The following is a 19,124-nucleotide window of genomic DNA, read 5'->3' as shown; positions in this document are numbered from 1 at the left end:
ATAAGCAGTTCGATTGGAACAGCGGCTGCAAACCCCGTTTTAGTTCCGGGATGAAAGGCTCTACAGCAGGCGATCCTTACTTTAGGCAGACGCAGGGGCCGCGTCAGGAGAGATACATTTTAAAGCATCGGTTGTTTTCATTACATAACCCCTTAGCAAAGGAGTTTCAGCGGTGAATTTAATATCTGTAGAGGAACTCAAAGCGCTGGTACAACAATCTCCTGGATTGTGCGTCTCAATTTATATGCCAGTCGCTCAAGGAACAGAAATTCAACAAAACCCGATTCGGTTCAAAAATTTAATCAGAGAGGCTGAAGACAAAATAGTAGAGTACGGATTTGACAAAAAAGAAGCTGGGGAATTGCTAGAACCAGTCCGAGCAGAAATTGACCAGGAAAACTTTTGGGAAAATCAAAGCAACCTGCTGGCGATTTTTGTCGGTTCGGGATTTTTCCGCTACTATACCTGTCCGGTGAATTTTGATGAATTAGTGGTTGTGAGCGACAATTTTCACGTCAAACCGCTGATGCCTATGCTGACAGGAAATAATTTATTTTATGTTTTAGCCCTCAGTAAAAAGGAAGTGAGGCTGATTGAGTGTACGGCTTACAGTGCTCGGGAAGTTGAAGTTGAAAACTTGCCGAAAAGCCTTGAGGAGGCTCTGCAATATGACCCTACTGCTAAAGATGGTCAGTTTCGGATTGCTACTTCAAAAGGAGGCACTAATAATTCTTTTCAGCATCCGGGAAGTTTTCACGGTCAAGGAAGTCCGGATCGAGATGAACCCCAGCAGGAAATATTGCAGTATTTCCACATAATCGATGCGGCGCTGCACGAATATTTGCGCAATAAAAAAGCTCCTTTAGTGTTAGCTGGAGTTGAGTATTTGCTCCCGCTTTACCGAGAAGCCAATACCTACCCGCATTTATTTGAAGAAGGAATTACAGGCAATCAGAAACTTCTCAAGCCGGAAGAGTTGCGGGCCGAAGCTTTGCCGCTGGTGGAACCTTTGTTTTTGCAGGCTCAGTCGGAGGCGATCGCGCAATACCGCGATCTGACAGGAAGCGATAAAATTTCTGCTGATTTGAAAGAAGCTGTTTCGGCTGCTTATTTTGGACGGGTCGATCGACTATTTGTTGCTCTTGGCGTTCAGCAGTGGGGTAGTTTTAATCCCGATACGAACTCGGTGCAAATCCACCCCGAAGCAGAATTGGGCGACGAAGATTTGTTGAATGCCGCGGCAATTCAAACTATTCTCAACGGCGGAACTGTTTACGCGGTGCCGCCGGAAAAAGTTCCGGACGAGGCACCTTTAGCTGCTATTTTCCGCTATTAATTTACCAGTTTTAAACCAATGGAATCTACTTCAATGACAAATTCCGACAAACAAAACCAAACTAACACCGGCGATACCGAACGCTGGGCATCTTTAATTGGCGGCGGCGCGCTGGTGCTTTTTGGTTTGTCGCAGCGTTCTTTGCGAGGTGCTTTGCTGGCGGTTGCGGGCGGCGGTTTAGCGGCTCGCGGGCTGGGGGTTGTGGAGGGTTTGCAGTCGGCTGCCGATCCGAATCAAAGCATTAAAGTTGAAAAGACGGTGACGATCGACAAACCGGCTGAGGAATTGTACCGTTTATGGCGCAATTTTGAAAATTTGCCTCGGTTTATGAAGCATCTCAAACACGTTACGGTAATAGATGAAAAACGTTCTCACTGGATTGCGAGCGCGCCGATGGGCAATAGTGTGGAATGGGATGCAGAGATTGTCCGCGAAGAAGAAAATCGCTTAATTGCTTGGGCGTCTGTTGAAGGATCTGATGTTGACAATTCTGGTTTTGTGCGCTTTCAACCGGCACCCGCAGGACGGGGTACAGAGGTAAAAGTTGTCATCGAATACAACCCTCCGGGCGGTGCAATTGCTGCTGGTGCTGCTAAACTATTTGGCGAAGCTCCCGAACAGCAAATTGCCAATGATTTGCGCCGCTTTAAGCAGTTTATGGAAGCTGGGGAAATAGCTACGACGGAGGGCCAATCTTCGGGTCGCAAGTAATATCGTGTCCGTATCGATCGCGCATAATACATCAGCCGGGGCGGGTTTTTTAGATTGTCGGTTTTTGGCGATTATTGTTGGTGAACCCGCCCCTACAGGAATCAGGGTAATCGACCGGACATGATATAATACAGCATTTTTGGGGGTAAGCCCTTGTAGGGACTAAGGCCAAGCTCATTGGTGTCAACTTAACGTACAACCCTTAGTCCGGCTCTTGTTGAAACCCCTGCCGATGGAGCGAAAGTCCTCTCAAAGAGGACTGAAGAACTCATTAGTCCTCTTTGAGAGGACTTTCGCTATAAGAGGGGGAATTCATTCCCGCTTAGGACTAACGGGTGGGCGGGAGGACAGGCGGACTAAAAGCTTAAGTTGACACGCCTTGGGCACTGCTGTGTCCCTACGACCTTCACTGACGAGCGGGATGTCCTTGAGTACAAAACGTAGAGTTTGTGTTATCAATCTATTTGTTTTTTAGATTATTAGCTGATGTCATCTCAAGTGGTTTTTGGAAATGCGGGCGCTGAAGGTGCAAGTCGCGGCGGTTGGTTTGCGGGTCACTTTATGACGCCTGAAGATGACCCGCGATCGACTTCTGTTTTAGAGGTAAAATGGGGCACTCACCCCGCCGGAGATTGTAGGACTCAGTGGGCGGTAAATGCGGCAGCCACCACGCTTTCTATCCTGGTAAAAGGGCGGTTTCGCCTGCAATTTCCCGAGCAAGAAATCTTGCTTTCTCGCGAAGGAGATTATGCTCTGTGGCAGCCGGGAGTGCCTCATTATTGGTCGGCCGAGGAGGATTCGGCGATCGTGACTGTGCGCTGGCCTTCCCTGTCGGGAGATAGTTCTGGCGTTAAGAATTAACTTTAATTTCGGGAACCAAAACGCGGCCGTTATAACCCGCGCGCTGGTAGCGATCGATCGCCTCTGAGGCGATAACATCCGCTTTGCCACTCTCAACCAGCGCTACGCAAGCACCGCCAAAACCTCCGCCCGTCAGCCTCGCGCCGAAGACTCCGGGGATTGACTGCAAGATTGCCGCCAGTGCATCTACTGCTAGCACCGAAACTTCGTAGTCGTCGCGCATACTCGCGTGGGAAGCATTCATTAAGTCGCCGAAACGCTCTGCTGGCAAAGATTTTAGTGCTTCGAGCACGCGGTTGTTTTCGGTAACGACGTGGCGCGATCGCCTTTTGAGAGGTTCGGGCAATACTTCGACTGCTTTGGGATCGGTGATATCCCTGAGGGCTTTAACTCCCAATATCCGGGCGGATTCCTCGCACTCAGCGCGCCGCTGGTTGTAGCCGCTTCCGGCGGCTAGGTTGTGGCTTTCACCGCTGTCAATGACTAAAATTTCTGTGCCTGTGGGAAAGCGTACCGGGCGCGATTCGAGGCTGCGGGTGTCGAGAAATAACATGGTGTTGGTGTCTGCTAAACTCGACGCCATTTGATCCATGATGCCGCAGTTCAAGCCGGCATAGCGGATTTCGGCTAGCTGTCCGATTTGAGCCAGCCGCACGTCGTCTAGGGGGATGTTGAGGAGCGCGCGCATCCCTCTGAGGGTGGCTATTTCTAATGCGGCGCTGCTGGACAAACCGGCGCCGATCGGCACATTCGAGGTAATGTAGAGATTTATTGGCGGTATTTTGTATCCTTCTTTTTCTAAAAGTCTGATGCAGCCGCAGATATAACTGACGAATTTTTGCGGTATGGTATCGTCGTCTGAAAAATTTATGAGTTCGTCATATTCTGCTGAATAAAAATGGTGTCGAGCGTCGCTGCTGAATCCGATTTGTACTGTTGTGCGCTGGGGAATTGCAGTCGGAAGTACAAATCCGTCGTTGTAGTCTGTGTGTTCGCCCAGCATATTTACTCTGCCAGGGGCGCTGGCTTGGGTTTTGGGTAATGTACCAAATATTCGTTGGAAGTTCATTTTTGGGGAATTGGTAATTGGGAATTGGGAATTGCGAATTGGGAATTGGTAATGGGGAAGAAATAAATTTATTTTTTATCGTTTATCCTTTTATACTGCCCAAGTTTTTTGCTGAATTCAACCCCTGTTAACAAAAATAAACATGACTGTAGGTTGGGAAAAAAGATGAGGTTGTGATAGAATGACAGGCTAAGATTTCTCCAAGAATTCAAAAAATGCGATCGACCAGACCCCGGAAACAGTTTGCTCAACATTGGCTCAAAAGCGAGAAAGCCTTAGATAAGATTGTGAAAGCGGCGAGTTTGGAGGGCTCTGCCGTCCTGGAAATCGGGCCGGGCACTGGGATTCTGACTCGGCGCTTGCTGGCTGCGGCTGAGTCTGTTGTTGCTGTGGAGATCGATCGAGATTTGTGCGTGCAGCTAGCCAAGCAACTCGGCAAAACCGACAACTTTTTACTGCTGCAAGGCGATTTCCTGGAAATGGACTTAGAGGCTGAACTAACGGCTTTTCCCAAATTCCACAATCCTAATAAAGTTGTTGCCAACATTCCCTATAATATCACCGGCCCGATCCTGCAAAAACTGCTGGGAACGATATCTGTGCCTGCTGCTAAACCCTTCGATGCGATCGTGCTGTTAGTGCAGAAAGAAGTAGCCCAAAGGCTTTACGCTAAACCGGGTTCGACAGCTTTTGGCGCCTGGTCGGTGCGGGTGCAGTATTTAGCAGAATGCGAGTTAATTTGCGATGTGCCGTCAAGAGACTTTTATCCGCCGCCCAAAGTCGATTCTGCCGTGGTGCGGCTGGTTCCCAGACAGATAGAAACGCCAGCGGTTAATCCGCGCTATTTGGAGACTTTAGTCAAGTTGGGATTTGGCAGCAAGCGCAAGATGCTGCGAAATAATTTGAAAGGATCTGTGGATTTAGATAAACTCGTTCAATTGTTAGAAGAGTTACAGATAAATCCTCAATCTCGCGCCGAAGATTTAAGCGTGGCGCAATGGGTAAATTTGAGCAATAATTTGTTTTCCGATGACTAGAATTCTTGCACTCCCAAGCTTTCTTATCTTGAAATTATCTGCGTTGCATCGTCGGTTGCATCTGTCGGGTGCATCTGCGGTTCGCCTATCAATCAAAGATTTATGCAAGAAGTCTACTGATGACTGATGACAGTTGACAGTTGACAGTTGACAGTTGACAGTTGACAGTTGACAGTTGACTTACTGATGACTTACTGATGACAGTTGACTGATGACAGTTGACAGTTGACCTACTGATGACTGATGACTAATGACTGATGACTGATGACTGATTCTTTAACGCTAATCGGAATTTGAATAATAAATTCCGTACCCTGTCCCGGGGCTGAAATACACTGCAATTCTCCTTTGTGTCTTTCGGTGATAATTTGATAGCATACCGACAAACCCAGTCCGGTACCTTTACCTACAGGTTTCGTTGTAAAAAAAGGATTAAATATCTGCTCGACTACCTCCTCGGTCATTCCGGGCCCATTGTTAAAAATTCTGATTTCTACCCATTTTCCCTCTAAAACTCTGGTAGAAATTCTGAGGATTTTGGGCTTGGTTTTGTCGGCAAGTTGCGGGTCTTCATTATCGTCCTCGAAAGCATCAATAGCATTATTGAATATATTGATAAATACCTGATTTAGCTGTCCGGGATAGCACTCGAATTTCAGTAAATTGCCGTAGTTTTTAATAATTTCAATGCCGGGAGAATCAGGTTTGGGATTCAGGCGGTTTTGCAACATCATCAGCGTGCTGTCAATACCTTCGTGGATATCAGCTAATTTCATTTCTGCTTCGTCAAGCCTCGAAAAATTCCGCAGCGACTTGACAATATTGCGGATTCTCTCAGCCCCTGTTTTCATGGAAGATAAGATTTTTGGCCAGTCTTCTCTGATAAAATCTAAATCTAGAGATAGGAGTTTTTCTTTGACTCGCGGTAAGGGATTTGGATACTGCTGTTCGTAGATATCGGCGATTTCCAGCAGACTGTGGGCATACTCGTCAAGCGGAGTCAGATTGCCGTAAATGAAGTTCACGGGATTGTTAATTTCGTGGGCGACACCTGCTACTACTTGCCCCAGAGATGACATTTTTTCGCTTTGAATGAGCTTGGCTTGAGTTTGCTGCAATTCTAACAAAGTTTTTTCTAGCTGTAGAGTTTGTTGCTTTAACTGTGCGGTGCGTTCATCAACTCTAATTTCTAGCTCGTCTTTAGCTTTTTTCAGTGCTGTTTCTGCTGATTGGCGCTCGACTATTTCAGCTTCTAGGAGGCTGTTTGCTAGTGCTAGCTGTGCGGGACTGGGAAGGGCGAGGGCTTGAGGGATCAAGTTTACTAAAAGTATGGCTGTAGCGAAGGAAATAGTGGCGGTAATTGCTTTCATGCTTCCTGAAAGCCAATAGGTAGGATGCCAAAGAGTCCAGATTTCAAATATGTGAGTGATCCCGCAGGCGACGATAAAGGCTCCAAACATGGCAAAGATCCAGTCAAAGGGCAAATCTTCGCGTTTGGAAATAAAGTAAACCAGTGTAATCGGGATAGAAAAATAGGCGATCGCAATTATTGAATCTGAGGCTACGTGAAGCCAGACTAACTTGGTCTGCCAGAGATAGCAGTGACCGTGAGGAATAAATGACCCGGAACTAAAAAAAGTTTTCCACATTTCCTGCATAATATTTCCTTTGAGTTGTGAGAAAATGGACTCTGACTCGTGTCAATTAATTTCAACCAGGGGTTTATTTAACCCGCCGCTTAATCACCTATGCGTTCATATTCTCTGCTAGCTTCAGCAAAAATCAATCTGTATTTGGAAATAATAGGCGATCGCCCCGACGGATATCACGAACTGGCGATGGTTCTTCAAAGCATAGATTTAGCCGATCGAATTGACTTGCGCGCGATCGGTACGGACACGATCCGCGTGCGGTGCGATCACCCGCAAGTCCCGCCCGACAAGAATAACCTCGCTTACCGGGCGGCGGATTTGTTGGCGAAGCAATTCCCCGATGCTTTGGCAAAATACGGCGGAGTCGAGATTGCCATTCACAAGCAGATTCCGGTGGCTGCCGGGCTCGCCGGCGGTTCTGCAAATGCGGCCGCAGTTTTAGTCGGGATGGATTTGCTGTGGCAATTGGGACTTACTCAGTCGGAGTTGCAAGAGTTGGGGGGAACTTTGGGTTCGGATGTGCCTTTTTGCATTGGAGGAGGTACGGCTTTGGCAACCGGCCGCGGGGATAAACTGTCTCCGCTGCCGGATTTGGGGGGTTTTTCTGTGGTGCTGGCGAAGTTTCGCAATCTCAGTATTTCTACGGCGTGGGCGTATCAAACTTATCGCCAGCAGTTCAGTAGTTCCTATTGTGCAGCAGAGGATTTGGACTGTCGCCGGGAACGGCTGCATTCGGGGCCGATGGTGGGGGCGATCGCCCAAAAAGATCGATCTAAAATTGGTCAATTGCTGCATAACGATTTAGAAAAAGTTGCTTTGCCCGTGTACCCGCAGGTGTTGCAATTGCGCTCTGCCTTTGAGTCGGCGGGGGTTTTGGGTACGATGATGTCGGGTTCCGGGCCGACGGTGTTTGCGCTGTGCGAGTCTCAAGAGCAGGCTCAGCAGGTGAGGGAACGGGTGAAAAGTGCGATCGCTTCTCCCGATTTGGATTTTTGGGTAGCAAAGTTTAGCAATACTGGGATTCGGATTTTTTCGGAAGGAAATGATACGAAACCGCCGATTGCGAGGGTTTAACTCGCAGATGGTGCGATCGCGATCGCCCGTTAAACGCCGATGGGGGCGATCCGTCAAAATGAATCTAACTTTGCACGGATTCTATTGAGCTCGAAGAACTGATAAAATGTCAGCAAACACAGATTTTAGTTTGGGTGAATTAACCAGAGAGCTAAAATCTAACATCTCAAATCTAAAATGGCAATGGCTGATTTAACTACTCCAAATTCTACTTCTCAACCTCTAAGTTCGGCGGCGGATGCAACGCCTGCATCTTCTCGGCAGCCGACAGTTTTGCGGTGCGTGACTGGTTCGCTGATCGCGAGTGTGTTCGCTTTTGGTTTGTATTCGCTAACTATGTCGATCGCTCTAAATTTTGCTAGCAAGCCCGTGCATTCCACCAATATTACTGTGCTTAAAATTAGTGTCGCCGTGCGAACTTTGGTAGTGGGAATGGTGGCTTTGGGTACGGGCGTGTTTGGGCTGGCGGCTGTCGGTTTGATGCTGCTGGGTTTGCAAATTTTGATTGAAAAGTTGGTGAAAAAACCCGCAGGTTGAAACCATCAGCCTACAGAAACTCTCGTCCGCCAGCTAAAGACTGAATAGTTAGATCGAAGCCATGGAATTATTTACGATCGGACACTCCAATCACAGTATTGAAGCGTTTCTTTTGCTGCTGAAACAACACGGAATTACGGCGGTTGCGGACGTGCGATCGCATCCTTTCAGCGGCTATTTACCTCATTTTAATAAATCAGAAATTGCAGCTTCTCTGTCTGCTGTCGGGATTCAATATGTTTTTTTGGGGCAAGAATTGGGCGCGAGACCGGAAGATTTAAGCTGTTACGATAATAGCGGTAAAGCTTTGTACGATCGCATAGCAGCCACTCCTCTATTTGCCGCAGGAATTCAGCGCTTGCTCAAAGGCGCAGCCAATTATAAAATCAGTTTAATGTGTGCAGAAAAAGACCCGCTTACTTGTCACCGGACGATTTTAGTTTGCCACCAAGTCAAAGAATTTAATTTGCCGATCCATCATATTCTGTCCGATGGTACTTTAGAAGCGCACCCGGATTTAGAAGCAAGACTTTTGAGCAAGTTTAATAAAAGTCAAAAAAATCCTGAGCCAATTCAGTTAAGTTTGTTTGAATTAGCACCTCAAGTTAAACATGAAATAGTTGATTTAGAAGCAGCTTATTACCGTCACGGATTAGAAGTCGCTTATGTCAGCAAAGAACGCAATTAGGGGCGATCGATTCTTTATTTTTGATTAATTTTAGCAGCAACTCTTGACATCGCATACATTTGAAATTATGGTAGGGCGATCGGCCCACACCATAGGTTTAGATATTTTGTTCTAGTTTTAACCTTGTTCGTGGTATAATTCTGCCGGACTGTAGCAGAAAGGGGTGCTTTTTCATGAAAGCAGAATTTTATTATGACTGTCACAGATATATTTGCAGTTTAGTTCAAGTTGATTTTATCAAAGAATTAAAAATTAAAAATCATCAAGGTTTTGTGTTGGCTGTTAAACAAGGAGAAAAGATTGGGCTTTTGGGGAAAAGTCGCCATAATGCTAAACAAGTTGATGTATCTAAGCCGCATTTTTATAATGTGATTAAAGCAGCGATGAGCGCTTTGGAATTAGAAACTAGAAATGAAATCATATTAGAGAGGAATCGAACTATTGCTGATGGCGAAGAAATGATTCAGCAGCAAAACCGAGAAATTCGCGTTTTGAATGAACAGCTTAGAATTCAAGCAACTCAGATTGAGCATTTGTCAAGGGAAAACCAGCAGTTATCAATCCAGCTAGTAGAGAAGGAAATCAGAGAAACTCAAATTAGTCAAGCAATCGAGGAAGATTTAGCGGCGGCGGGAATTGAGGATCGGATTGGAGAAGCTGAGATTAGTCAAGAAGTCGATGAATTGCCGATTATAGATTCTGGGTTGGGAGTGCATTTGAGAGAAAATCAGCAGGATTTGCAGGAGGTTGAGAAAGCTGAAGAAATCAGCGGGAGCGAGGTTGAAATTGTGGATTTAGAAGTTGTAGAAAAAGTGGAAGTTCCAACCGAAAGTGAAATTAAGCACCTGCCTAAAAGAGGTTCACAGAGAAAGATGAAAAAGAAATAATGAAAAATTATAATTGTTTTTAAGGCTAAAAGGTTCGTAGTGAGGACTTCAGTCCTTTGATTTGATGCGGACTGAAGTCCTCACTACGAACCAATATTATATATACTTTATTATGCAGGTTCGTAGTGAGGACTTCAGTCCTTTCATTTGATGCGGACTGAAGTCCTCACTACGAACCTTTTATACTTTATTATGGGTTGGGATTTTGCAAAATTTCTCTAATTATTGTCCTAAATAGACGCACGGCTGCTCTTTGTCCGATCGCCCTGCTTTGTTCGATAAATCCGGGTATTTCTGCGATCGGCAAAAATGGAAAAGCTAGACTTTGAGCAACACTCTCGTATTTGCCATCTACAAGTTGATAAACTTCTAGAGTTTGGCGGCGATATCTCCAAATTTCTGGAACGCCCAAAGCGGCATAAATTGCGAATTTGTTTAGAGAAGAATTCGTGTAATCCGACTCTACAGCCAAATCCGGCGGCGGATCGGTTTCCAAGTCAATATCTCTGCTTCTGACTAAAGCTTCATTCTGGATGTAGAAACAGGTATCTGGTTCGATCGCACTTTTCAACTTTTCTCTTTCCAGTAACAGCGCGCCAACGTGCATAACCTCAATTTCTAACTCGTCTGCTATGGCGTTCACAAAGGACGCTAACATGATTACAGGCACTTCCTGTTCTTGGTACAGTCTCCTGATTTCTAACATTCCATTGTCATAGGCAATTCTCCACGCGCGATCGTCTCCGACATCAGCCAGCAACGCCTGAAAAGTTTGCCAGCTAACGCCTTTCAAAACAACTTTTGACTCGCGGATAATTTGCTCTTGTACGGGAGGAGACGTAGTTACTGTTGGCGCGTTCATCTTGCGATTCCTCTGTATTAGTTTTGCGAGCAAAGGCGAACAAGTTAAAACACTACGATTCTAGCATTTTTAATCGTGCCTTCTCAGCCATCAGGTACTCCGGCACCCAAAATCGATCGACAGACATGAGAATAGCTACAGACATGAAAATATCAATATTCTCTCCCATTTCCTCAGCGGGCAGCAAACCAAATAATTCGTCGAATTCCTTGACATCTGCTAAGATATTATCAAGGTTTTCTACAAGTTCATCCGGGTAAATGCAGTGGATTCCTCTCTCATCTTCATAATATGCTTCTTCGTCAGGAAAGAATTGTGACGGCTTGAGTTCTTCCATCAGATAATCTAGCTTGTGAAATTCTGTTTCGGGAACGATCGCAGCTAGATCTTTCCCGGCTTGCTGTAAGATAAAACGATCGCCCTTTTGCATCACTCGTTTAATTATGCCGATCGCATTTTCGCAAAATTCCTCAACAGTTAAGCGGAAAAACCCCTCAGAGTCGATCGCCCGTTTTGCGCCCGCAGCGGAGCCCGCAGCAGAATTTTGACAATGATCCAGGGCGATCGGTAAAATTAGAGGCGCGTTCGAACTACGGTCAGCAGCATTAAATCCTTCAGTCATCAGCCGTTCCCCAACATACGCATAATTGTTGACAATATTGCACAATAGAGAAAATTGTAAATATATAGCACCAGCGTTTTTTTACCGCTTATGAATAGCAGATTCCTCGATCGACTCCACCACCCCTCGCGCCCCGTCATCGTCTTCGACGGCGCAATGGGAACCAACCTGCAAGTCCAAAACCTCACCGCAGAAGACTTTGGCGGCAAAGAATACGAAGGCTGCAACGAATATCTCGTGCACACCAAACCGGAAGCCGTCGCCAACGTGCACCGGGGATTCCTCGAAGCAGGCGCCGATGTCATCGAAACAGACACCTTCGGCGGCGCTTCCATCGTGCTCGCCGAGTACGATTTAGCCGACAAAGCATATTATCTCAACAAAACAGCGGCCGAACTCGCCAAGGGTATCGCCGCCGAATTTGACACGCCAGAAAAACCGAGATTTGTCGCAGGATCGATCGGGCCCGGCACCAAATTACCAACATTAGGACACATCGATTTCGACACGCTAACCGCCGCTTTTACCGAACAAGCAGAAGGACTTTATGACGGCGGCGTGGACTTATTTATAGTCGAAACTTGTCAAGATGTGCTGCAAATTAAATCAGCATTAAATGCCATTGAAGAAGTATTTAAGAAAAAAGGTGCGCGAATTCCGTTGATGGTATCAGTCACAATGGAAGCCACCGGCACAATGTTAGTCGGTTCCGACATCAGCGCCGCCCTCGCTATTTTGCAACCGTATCCCATAGATATTTTAGGATTAAACTGCGCCACCGGGCCCGATCGCATGGCCGAACACGTCAAATACCTGTCCGAACATTCGCCCTTCGTCGTTTCCTGCGTACCAAACGCTGGTTTACCCGAAAACATCGGCGGCCACGCGCACTACAAACTCACGCCAATCGAATTAAAAATGGCCTTGATGCGCTTCGTCGAAGACTTAGGCGTGCAAGTCATAGGCGGCTGCTGCGGCACTCGCTACGATCACATCCGCGAACTATCAGAAATTGGCACAACTCTTAAACCCAAAATTCGCGAAATTACTTGGGAACCATCCGCCGCTTCAATTTACACCGCCCAACCCTACGAACAAGAAAACTCTTTCTTAATTGTCGGGGAAAAACTCAACGCCAGCGGTTCCAAAAAATGCCGCGATTTGCTGAATGCCGAAGACTGGGACGGTTTAGTAGCAATGGCTAGGGAACAAGTACGAGAGGGCGCGCACATTCTTGATGTCAACGTTGATTATGTCGGCCGCGACGGCGTGCGCGATATGAAAGAATTAGTTTCCCGCGTTGTGACTAATGCAACTCTGCCTTTAATGCTGGATTCCACCGAGTGGGAAAAGATGGAAGCCGGCTTAAAAGTTGCGGGCGGCAAATGTTTGCTTAATTCTACTAACTATGAAGACGGGGAACCGCGTTTTTATCAGGTTTTGGAGTTGGCGAAAAAATACGGCGCTGGCATAGTTATCGGGACGATTGATGAAGATGGGATGGCGAGAACAGCAGACAAAAAATTTGCGATCGCCCAACGCGCCTATAACGCAGCCGTCGCCCACGGAATTCCGGCCCAGGAAATCTTTTTTGACACTCTCGCTTTGCCGATTTCTACCGGGATTGAGGAAGACCGAAAAAACGGCAAAGCTACCATCGAATCGATCCGCCGCATCCGCCAAGAATTGCCCGGTTGTCACGTAATTTTGGGAGTTTCTAACATTTCCTTCGGCTTGAATCCGGCGGCGCGGCAAGTTTTGAATTCCATGTTTTTGCACGAAGCAATGCAAGCGGGGATGGACTCGGCAATTGTCAGCGCCAACAAGATTTTGCCCCTCGCCAAAATCGACCCCAAACACCAGGAAATCTGCCGTAAACTGATCTACGACGAACGGGAGTTCGACGGCGATATTTGCGTTTATGACCCCTTGGGCGACCTGACAACGGTGTTTGCGGGCAAAACTACCAAGCGCGATCGGACCCAAGACGAAAACCTCCCCGTAGAAGAACGCCTGAAGCGCCACATCATCGACGGCGAACGCATCGGGCTCGACATCCAACTCGCCAAAGCATTAGAAACCTATCCGCCCCTGCAAATTATCAATACCTTCTTGTTAGACGGCATGAAAGTAGTCGGAGAATTGTTCGGTTCGGGACAAATGCAGCTACCATTTGTATTGCAGTCAGCAGAAACCATGAAAGCGGCGGTTGCTTATTTAGAACCGCACATGGAAAAGTCCGAATCCGGGGACAATGCTAAAGGCACATTTATCATCGCGACTGTCAAAGGCGACGTTCACGACATTGGCAAAAACTTGGTTGATATTATTTTATCAAACAACGGCTACCGAGTGATTAACTTGGGAATTAAACAGCCAGTTGACAATATCATCGAAGCCTATGAAAAGCACAACGCTGATTGTATTGCGATGAGCGGTTTGCTGGTGAAATCCACCGCATTTATGAAGGAAAATCTGGAAGTATTCAACCAGAAAGGCATCACTGTTCCCGTAATTTTGGGCGGCGCAGCTTTGACTCCCAAGTTTGTGCATGAAGACTGCCAAAATACTTACAAAGGTAAAGTTGTTTACGGCAAAGATGCGTTTTCTGACTTGCACTTTATGGACAAACTGATGCCAGCCAAATCTGCTGGTAACTGGGAAGATTTGGCTGGATTTTTAGATGAAGCTGAAAATGGCAACGGGGCGGTGAAAGCAGCTAAAACTTCCTCAGAAACCGCTGTAGCAGATGCCGAAACAGCAGACACTCCGGTGCTTATTGATACCAAGCGTTCCGAAGCAGTTGACGCAGATATCGATCGCCCGAATCCTCCTTTCTGGGGCACAAAACTGTTATCGCCCGAAGAAATCCCCTTTGAAGAGATTTTCTGGCACTTGGATTTGCAAGCATTAGTCGCGGGACAGTGGCAGTTCCGCAAGCCAAAAGACCAATCGCGGGAAGAATACGACGCTTTCTTAGCTGAGAAAGTCTATCCGATATTGGAAGAATGGAAACACAAAATCATTGCTGAAAAGTTACTGCACCCGCAAGCAATTTACGGGTATTTTCCCTGTCAAGCTGAGGGCAATTCTTTGCACCTGTACAACCCGGAAATTATGAGTAATGGGCAAGATGTATCGACACCCGCTGCGACATTCACCTTTCCCCGGCAAAAATCGGCGCGCAGGCTGTGCATTGCCGACTTCTTCGCGCCGAAAGAATCGGGTAAAATCGATGTATTTCCGATGCAAGTAGCGACGGTGGGAGAAGTTGCTACGGAGTACGCGCAAAAGCTATTTGCTAACAATCAATATAGCGATTATCTCTACTTTCACGGATTGGCGGTACAGACGGCGGAAGCGGTAGCAGAATGGACTCACGCGCGGATTCGCCGGGAATTGGGCTTTGGTAGCGAGGAACCGGACAATATTCGGGATATGCTAGCGCAGCGATATCGCGGTTCGCGCTACAGTTTTGGCTATCCGGCTTGTCCGAATATGGCGGATCAGTACAAGCAATTGGATTTGTTAAAGTGCGATCGTATAAACCTGTATATGGATGAAAGCGAACAGCTTTATCCCGAACAGTCAACCACTGCAATTATTACCTATCACCCAGCAGCTAAATACTTCACGGCTTAATTTGTTTGCGCGCGCGGAGTACCATTAGTGTCAACTTAACGTCAAATGTACTATCGATTTACTGTTTGACCACTAGGCCCATATCCCCCCTAACCCCCCTTAAAAAGGGGGGAGTAGGGGGCAACCGGAAGATATCAAAGTCAACCCCTACTCCCCTTGGTTCGGGGGATTTAGGGGGATCTAGACTCAGCAAAAAGCGCATTAGACAAATAAAACTCGGCGGTTGAAACCGCTACTACACAAACTTTCGTCCGCCTTCGCGGACTGAAGAATACACAAATTAACCCAATAAAAAAGCACCTTAAAAATAGTGCTTTAATGAATATGAACTTTCCTTGTCTGACCAAACTTTTACAAGTGATTCCGAGGAGTGCGGGCGCCTGCGGATGCTCCTGCCATCGAAGCAACCAAACCCAATAGCGATCCGAACAAAAATGACCAACCAGCTTTGGCAGCATTTTCAGCAATATTCCGAGCATCCTGAGCAGATACGGTAGGCGGTTGGTTCGGCAAATTCACCCCACCTTGCTGCGCTTGATTAATCGCTGCTCCCGCATTCGCCGCTACTACGCCAAAAGTACCGGCCACGCCATTTGCTAACAGCCAAGAGCCAATTGTTAAGGTAGTTGCCCACAAAATTGCGCCGTTCAAAAGCGCGGTGCTGCGGTTCATGGGGCCGCAAGCGCGAGCCGTTACCCAGCCGCCAACGCCCAAGCTAATTAGCAAACTGATAATTGACCAAATTCCGACCCCAGTACCCACGCTGCCGGCTATACTGCGCGGAGCTCCTGAATTAGCAATGTTGCTCAAGCCGATCGCAGCACCCAATGCACTTAACACCAGTTGTGTGCCGATCGCAATTACCAAACCTGAAAAAATCGGGCCCCACCGCACTAGATCGTGATATTCCATAACTTGCTTGACTACAGCAGGTTCGGTAACAACGTTATCTACAGGTCTATTTACGTATGACATAGCCTTTCGTTTCCTTTGAGAGTTGGTTTAATTTTTAACAATCTTTCACCTAAGCATTGATTGTGGCTGAGATTGATAAAAACTATATCTGCCTGGGGAAATAACCAGTATCTATGTCTGAAGAAATAAACTAAAAAGTCATCAGCCATCAGCCAGCAGTTATTAGCTAATAACTGATGACTGATGGCCGATCATCGCCAATAACTATTTTATCCAGTTAGAAAACTTCGCGGATGTATAGAGGAAAGACAACTTAGCGCAATCTGACAGCAGTCCCGACGGCAGTAATCAGCAGCAAAGCTCCTGAAGAGTCTACATTAATCGTGCCGGTATCAACTTCCACCCCGATTACGGCATTGGCACCCAGGCGCTGCGCTCGTTTTTCCAGTTCCGCGAGGGCATCTCGCTGTCCTTTGAGAAACACTTCCTCGTAACTGCCGGTGCGCCCGCCGATGATGTCGCGAATGCCCGCGAAGAAATCTCGCAGGGCGTTAGTGCCGTAGACCACCTCAGCAGTTACAATTCCCAAGTAAGATTGAATTTCTGCTCCTTGAATGATATCAGTTGTTGTTACAATCATCAGTTGGCCTCAATCGCGAAAATTTTGAGTGGGTGTTGTTCTGTAGGTTTACTACATCTCCCCGCTCAAAGATTCCAGGCAAACCCTAAGCTGTCAGTCGATTTGAGATTTGAGATTTGAGATTTTAGATTGACTCCACAGACTCATCTGGGAAGTTGAACTTTGGCCTAAAATTTGGGGATCGATCCTCACGAGTATCGGGGGCTTGTCTCCGTCTCTTTCGGGCAAGCATCGCAACTTGACACCAACTCGCTCTTTTATTCCACACACTCTTTGAAACAAATGGCCGTGTACAAACAAAGTCTCTTGGTATTCAGTACGCTGTTGGTAGCGGGATTCGCCATCGCAGCGCCGCTTCGGGCGCTCTCAGCAGACACACCTGTTGAAGTTCAACCTAAAAATGACGCAAATTTAGATACTCTGCTGCGGCAAGGACGCGAGTTGGTAGATTTAGGAGACTACAGTAAGGCGATCGCCATTTATCAGCAAGCAGCCCGTTTAGATGCAGAAAACCCGCGCATTTTTTCCGGTATTGGCTATTTACAAGCGCGTCAGGGCAACTATCAAGCCTCAGTGGAATTTTACCAACAAGCGATCGGTCTGGAACCCAAAAATGCTGACTTCCAATACGCCTTAGGATATGCTATGGCGAACCTGCAAAACTATCCCGCAGCCGCCTCCGCTTACCGCCGCGCCGCTGAGCTCGATCGCAAAAATGTCAACGCGCGGATCGGTCTCGGAGTGGTACTCTTTCAGCAAAAAGATTACAGCGGTGCTTTTAAAGCATACCAAGAGGCGATCGCCCTCGACCCGAAAAGTTGGCAAGCTTATTCTTCAATGGGTTTAGTATTGATCCAGCAGGGAAACTTTGCCAGTGCTGTCACCGTGCTCGAAGAAGCAGCCAAACTCGCTCCCAAACAAGCCAGCATCCAGTTAAAATTAGGTACTGCCCTGCTGCGAAGCGGCAACACTTCCGAAGGGCTAGCAGCTTTTGAAGAAGCTGCAAACTTGGAACCTCGGAATCCAGAAGTGCAGCTAGAAATTGGCGAACTTCTCAAGGCTCAGAACGACTTAGAAGGAGCGCTTTTAGCTTATAAGCGGGCGATTGACGTGCGCCCGAATCTAGTGAGCGCATACGTTGCAATCGGGGAAATTCAACTACAAAAACAAGATTTTTCAGGAGCAATTATCACTTTTCGGCGAGTGATCCAGCTCGATCCAGACCGAGCAGAAGCTTATTACAATATGGGTAAAGCATTCAAAGCGCGCGATCGCCAATCCGAAGCCATTCAAGCTTTTCAACAAGCCCTGGACACTTACCGCCAGCAAGGCAACAATGATGGCGCACAAAAAGCTGAGGCGGCGCTCAATGAACTGAAGTAATTAGTCAGTAGTCAGTAGTCAGTAGTCAGTAGTCAGTAGTCAGCAGTCAGCAGTCAGTAGTCATTAGTGCTGTCCCCGCGATCGAACGTCCAACGTCCAACGTCATCAGTGCTGTCCCCGCGATCGAACGTCCAACGTCCAACGTCATTAGTTAAATGTCTATTAATTACTGACTGCTGAGAACTGTCACAGGTCAACTGTCAACTGCTTTCCTGCTTTCGATCCCACTGCCAACTGTCACAGGTCAACTGTCACAGGTCAACTGTCAACTGCCAACTATCAACTGCCAACTGCCAACTGATTAACATGAATTCAAATGATTCTAAACCGCCGCTATACGAAATGAATCCGCTAGGTCGATTTTCCGATCGCGCCGCCGATTATGTCAAGTACCGTCCGAGTTATCCAGCCGCTGCGATCGATGCGATTGTAGCAGGACTTGGGGAACCTTCACAGTTAACCGCAGGCGATATCGGTGCAGGTACGGGGATTTCTTCACGTTTGTTAGCAGAAAGAGGCGTTCGAGTATTAGCGATCGAACCCAATGCCGAGATGAGACAAGCGGCCGCAGCTCATACTTTGGTAGAGTTTAGAGACGGAACTTCGGAAGCCACTAATTTGCCTGACCAATCACTCGATTTAGTCGCCTGTTTCCAGTCTTTCCATTGGTTTAATCCTGTTTTAACTTTACCAGAATTTCGGCGAATTCTCAAGCCTTCGGGAAGGTTGGCTGTAGTTTGGAACCTGCGCGATCGCGCGGATGCACTGACAGAGGGCTACACTCAAATTGTTAAGAGCGCTTCCCAGAGCTATCCTGTCGAAAAGCACGATCGCTCGATCGAACCTTTGCTTGCGAGTGCAGATTTTACTAATGTGCGATCGCTCGAATTTGCTAACAAACAAGATCTAGATTTAGCAGGGTTAATCGGGCGGGCACGAAGCTCATCTTATATGCCGAACTCCGGGTCTCAATTGCAGAAACTTATCTCGGATTTAACCGAACTTTATCAAGCTCACTGCGGCGATCGAAGCTTTGTTTCATTAGTTTACAAAACTAGACTTTATCTGGCAGGTCGTGCTGATTCTTAAGATTTTTTTAAGGCTAATAAATGACTATTTATGTGATACAGTCCTGGGGCTACTTGAGAGAGGGCGATCGCACAGCAGCATTTGGTAAGAACTCCATCTTTTGTAAGATGCTCAAACTA

The 19,124-nt window shown here is 47.0% G+C and carries 17 protein-coding genes; 11 read left to right on the top strand and 6 right to left on the bottom strand.

The window, feature by feature from the left end:
- Nucleotides 1-172 precede the first annotated feature (172 nt).
- The 3 genes from QUB63_RS06400 to QUB63_RS06390 all read left to right on the top strand — a co-directional run bounded on the left by QUB63_RS06400 (nucleotide 173) and on the right by QUB63_RS06390 (nucleotide 2,908).
- A complete protein-coding gene (locus QUB63_RS06400; RefSeq protein WP_332943964.1) occupies nucleotides 173-1,336 on the top strand; it encodes a baeRF3 domain-containing protein in 1,164 nt (387 codons plus the stop codon).
- Nucleotides 1,337-1,354: 18 nt separating this feature from the next.
- Complete coding sequence (locus tag QUB63_RS06395) at nucleotides 1,355-2,047, top strand: SRPBCC family protein (RefSeq protein ID WP_332943963.1); 693 nt, start codon at nucleotides 1,355-1,357, stop codon at nucleotides 2,045-2,047.
- 486 nt (nucleotides 2,048-2,533) lie between these two features.
- A complete protein-coding gene (locus QUB63_RS06390; protein WP_332943962.1) occupies nucleotides 2,534-2,908 on the top strand; it encodes a signal peptidase I in 375 nt (124 codons plus the stop codon).
- Here QUB63_RS06390 and galK read toward each other — a convergent pair.
- Nucleotides 2,898-3,977: a galactokinase gene (gene galK, locus QUB63_RS06385; protein ID WP_332943961.1), complete on the bottom strand. Its 1,080-nt coding sequence runs from the start codon at nucleotides 3,975-3,977 to the stop codon at nucleotides 2,898-2,900. The genes QUB63_RS06390 and galK overlap by 11 nt on opposite strands.
- Before the next feature lie 215 nt (nucleotides 3,978-4,192).
- Here galK and rsmA point away from each other — a divergent pair, with 215 nt between their 5' ends.
- A complete protein-coding gene (gene rsmA, locus QUB63_RS06380) occupies nucleotides 4,193-5,014 on the top strand; it encodes a 16S rRNA (adenine(1518)-N(6)/adenine(1519)-N(6))-dimethyltransferase RsmA (RefSeq protein WP_332943960.1) in 822 nt (273 codons plus the stop codon).
- Nucleotides 5,015-5,244: 230 nt separating this feature from the next.
- Here rsmA and QUB63_RS06375 read toward each other — a convergent pair whose 3' ends face one another.
- A complete protein-coding gene (locus tag QUB63_RS06375) occupies nucleotides 5,245-6,672 on the bottom strand; it encodes a sensor histidine kinase (RefSeq protein ID WP_332943959.1) in 1,428 nt (475 codons plus the stop codon).
- Between the two features lie 90 nt (nucleotides 6,673-6,762).
- On the opposite strand from QUB63_RS06375, the gene ispE reads away from it, so the two are divergent.
- From ispE to QUB63_RS06355, 4 genes are all read left to right on the top strand, one after another.
- Entirely contained in the window at nucleotides 6,763-7,740 is a 978-nt protein-coding gene (gene ispE, locus QUB63_RS06370; protein WP_332943958.1) for a 4-(cytidine 5'-diphospho)-2-C-methyl-D-erythritol kinase, read from the top strand.
- A 183-nt stretch (nucleotides 7,741-7,923) separates the two neighbouring features.
- Nucleotides 7,924-8,277 carry a DUF3082 domain-containing protein gene (locus QUB63_RS06365; protein ID WP_332943957.1) on the top strand — a complete coding sequence of 118 codons (354 nt, stop codon included), beginning with the start codon at nucleotides 7,924-7,926 and terminating at the stop codon, nucleotides 8,275-8,277.
- A 61-nt stretch (nucleotides 8,278-8,338) separates the two neighbouring features.
- Complete coding sequence (locus tag QUB63_RS06360) at nucleotides 8,339-8,965, top strand: DUF488 domain-containing protein (RefSeq protein ID WP_332943956.1); 627 nt, start codon at nucleotides 8,339-8,341, stop codon at nucleotides 8,963-8,965.
- A 173-nt stretch (nucleotides 8,966-9,138) separates the two neighbouring features.
- Nucleotides 9,139-9,852 carry a hypothetical protein gene (locus QUB63_RS06355; protein ID WP_332943955.1) on the top strand — a complete coding sequence of 238 codons (714 nt, stop codon included), beginning with the start codon at nucleotides 9,139-9,141 and terminating at the stop codon, nucleotides 9,850-9,852.
- Nucleotides 9,853-10,042: 190 nt separating this feature from the next.
- Here the strand turns inward: QUB63_RS06355 and QUB63_RS06350 are convergent, their stop codons facing one another.
- Nucleotides 10,043-10,714: a Uma2 family endonuclease gene (locus QUB63_RS06350; RefSeq protein ID WP_332943954.1), complete on the bottom strand. Its 672-nt coding sequence runs from the start codon at nucleotides 10,712-10,714 to the stop codon at nucleotides 10,043-10,045.
- Between the two features lie 52 nt (nucleotides 10,715-10,766).
- Nucleotides 10,767-11,336, bottom strand: a complete 570-nt coding sequence (locus QUB63_RS06345) for a type II toxin-antitoxin system Phd/YefM family antitoxin (protein ID WP_332943953.1) — start codon at nucleotides 11,334-11,336, stop codon at nucleotides 10,767-10,769.
- 90 nt (nucleotides 11,337-11,426) lie between these two features.
- On the opposite strand from QUB63_RS06345, the gene metH reads away from it, so the two are divergent.
- Nucleotides 11,427-14,978 (top strand): methionine synthase, encoded by a 3,552-nt coding sequence (gene metH / locus QUB63_RS06340; RefSeq protein ID WP_332943952.1) that lies wholly within the window; start codon nucleotides 11,427-11,429, stop codon nucleotides 14,976-14,978.
- A gap of 351 nt (nucleotides 14,979-15,329) precedes the next feature.
- On the opposite strand, the gene QUB63_RS06335 is transcribed toward metH, so the two are convergent.
- On the bottom strand, nucleotides 15,330-15,953 hold the full coding sequence (locus tag QUB63_RS06335) for a hypothetical protein (protein WP_332943951.1): 624 nt from the start codon (nucleotides 15,951-15,953) through the stop codon (nucleotides 15,330-15,332).
- Nucleotides 15,954-16,206: 253 nt separating this feature from the next.
- The gene (locus tag QUB63_RS06330) at nucleotides 16,207-16,533 is read right to left on the bottom strand and encodes a YbjQ family protein (protein ID WP_172184303.1); all 327 of its coding nucleotides are present in this window, start codon (nucleotides 16,531-16,533) and stop codon (nucleotides 16,207-16,209) included.
- A gap of 282 nt (nucleotides 16,534-16,815) precedes the next feature.
- Here QUB63_RS06330 and QUB63_RS06325 point away from each other — a divergent pair, with 282 nt between their 5' ends.
- Together QUB63_RS06325 and QUB63_RS06320 are read left to right on the top strand one after the other, a co-directional pair.
- Nucleotides 16,816-17,916, top strand: coding sequence for a tetratricopeptide repeat protein (locus QUB63_RS06325; RefSeq protein WP_332943950.1), 1,101 nt, complete (start codon nucleotides 16,816-16,818; stop codon nucleotides 17,914-17,916).
- Nucleotides 17,917-18,222: 306 nt separating this feature from the next.
- Nucleotides 18,223-19,005: a class I SAM-dependent methyltransferase gene (locus tag QUB63_RS06320; protein ID WP_332943949.1), complete on the top strand. Its 783-nt coding sequence runs from the start codon at nucleotides 18,223-18,225 to the stop codon at nucleotides 19,003-19,005.
- Nucleotides 19,006-19,124 lie beyond the last annotated feature (119 nt).

Source organism: Microcoleus sp. ARI1-B5, from assembly GCF_036705795.1.
Taxonomy (GTDB): Bacteria; Cyanobacteriota; Cyanobacteriia; order Cyanobacteriales; family Microcoleaceae; genus Microcoleus.
This window is presented reverse-complemented; position numbering and strand designations above follow the sequence as displayed.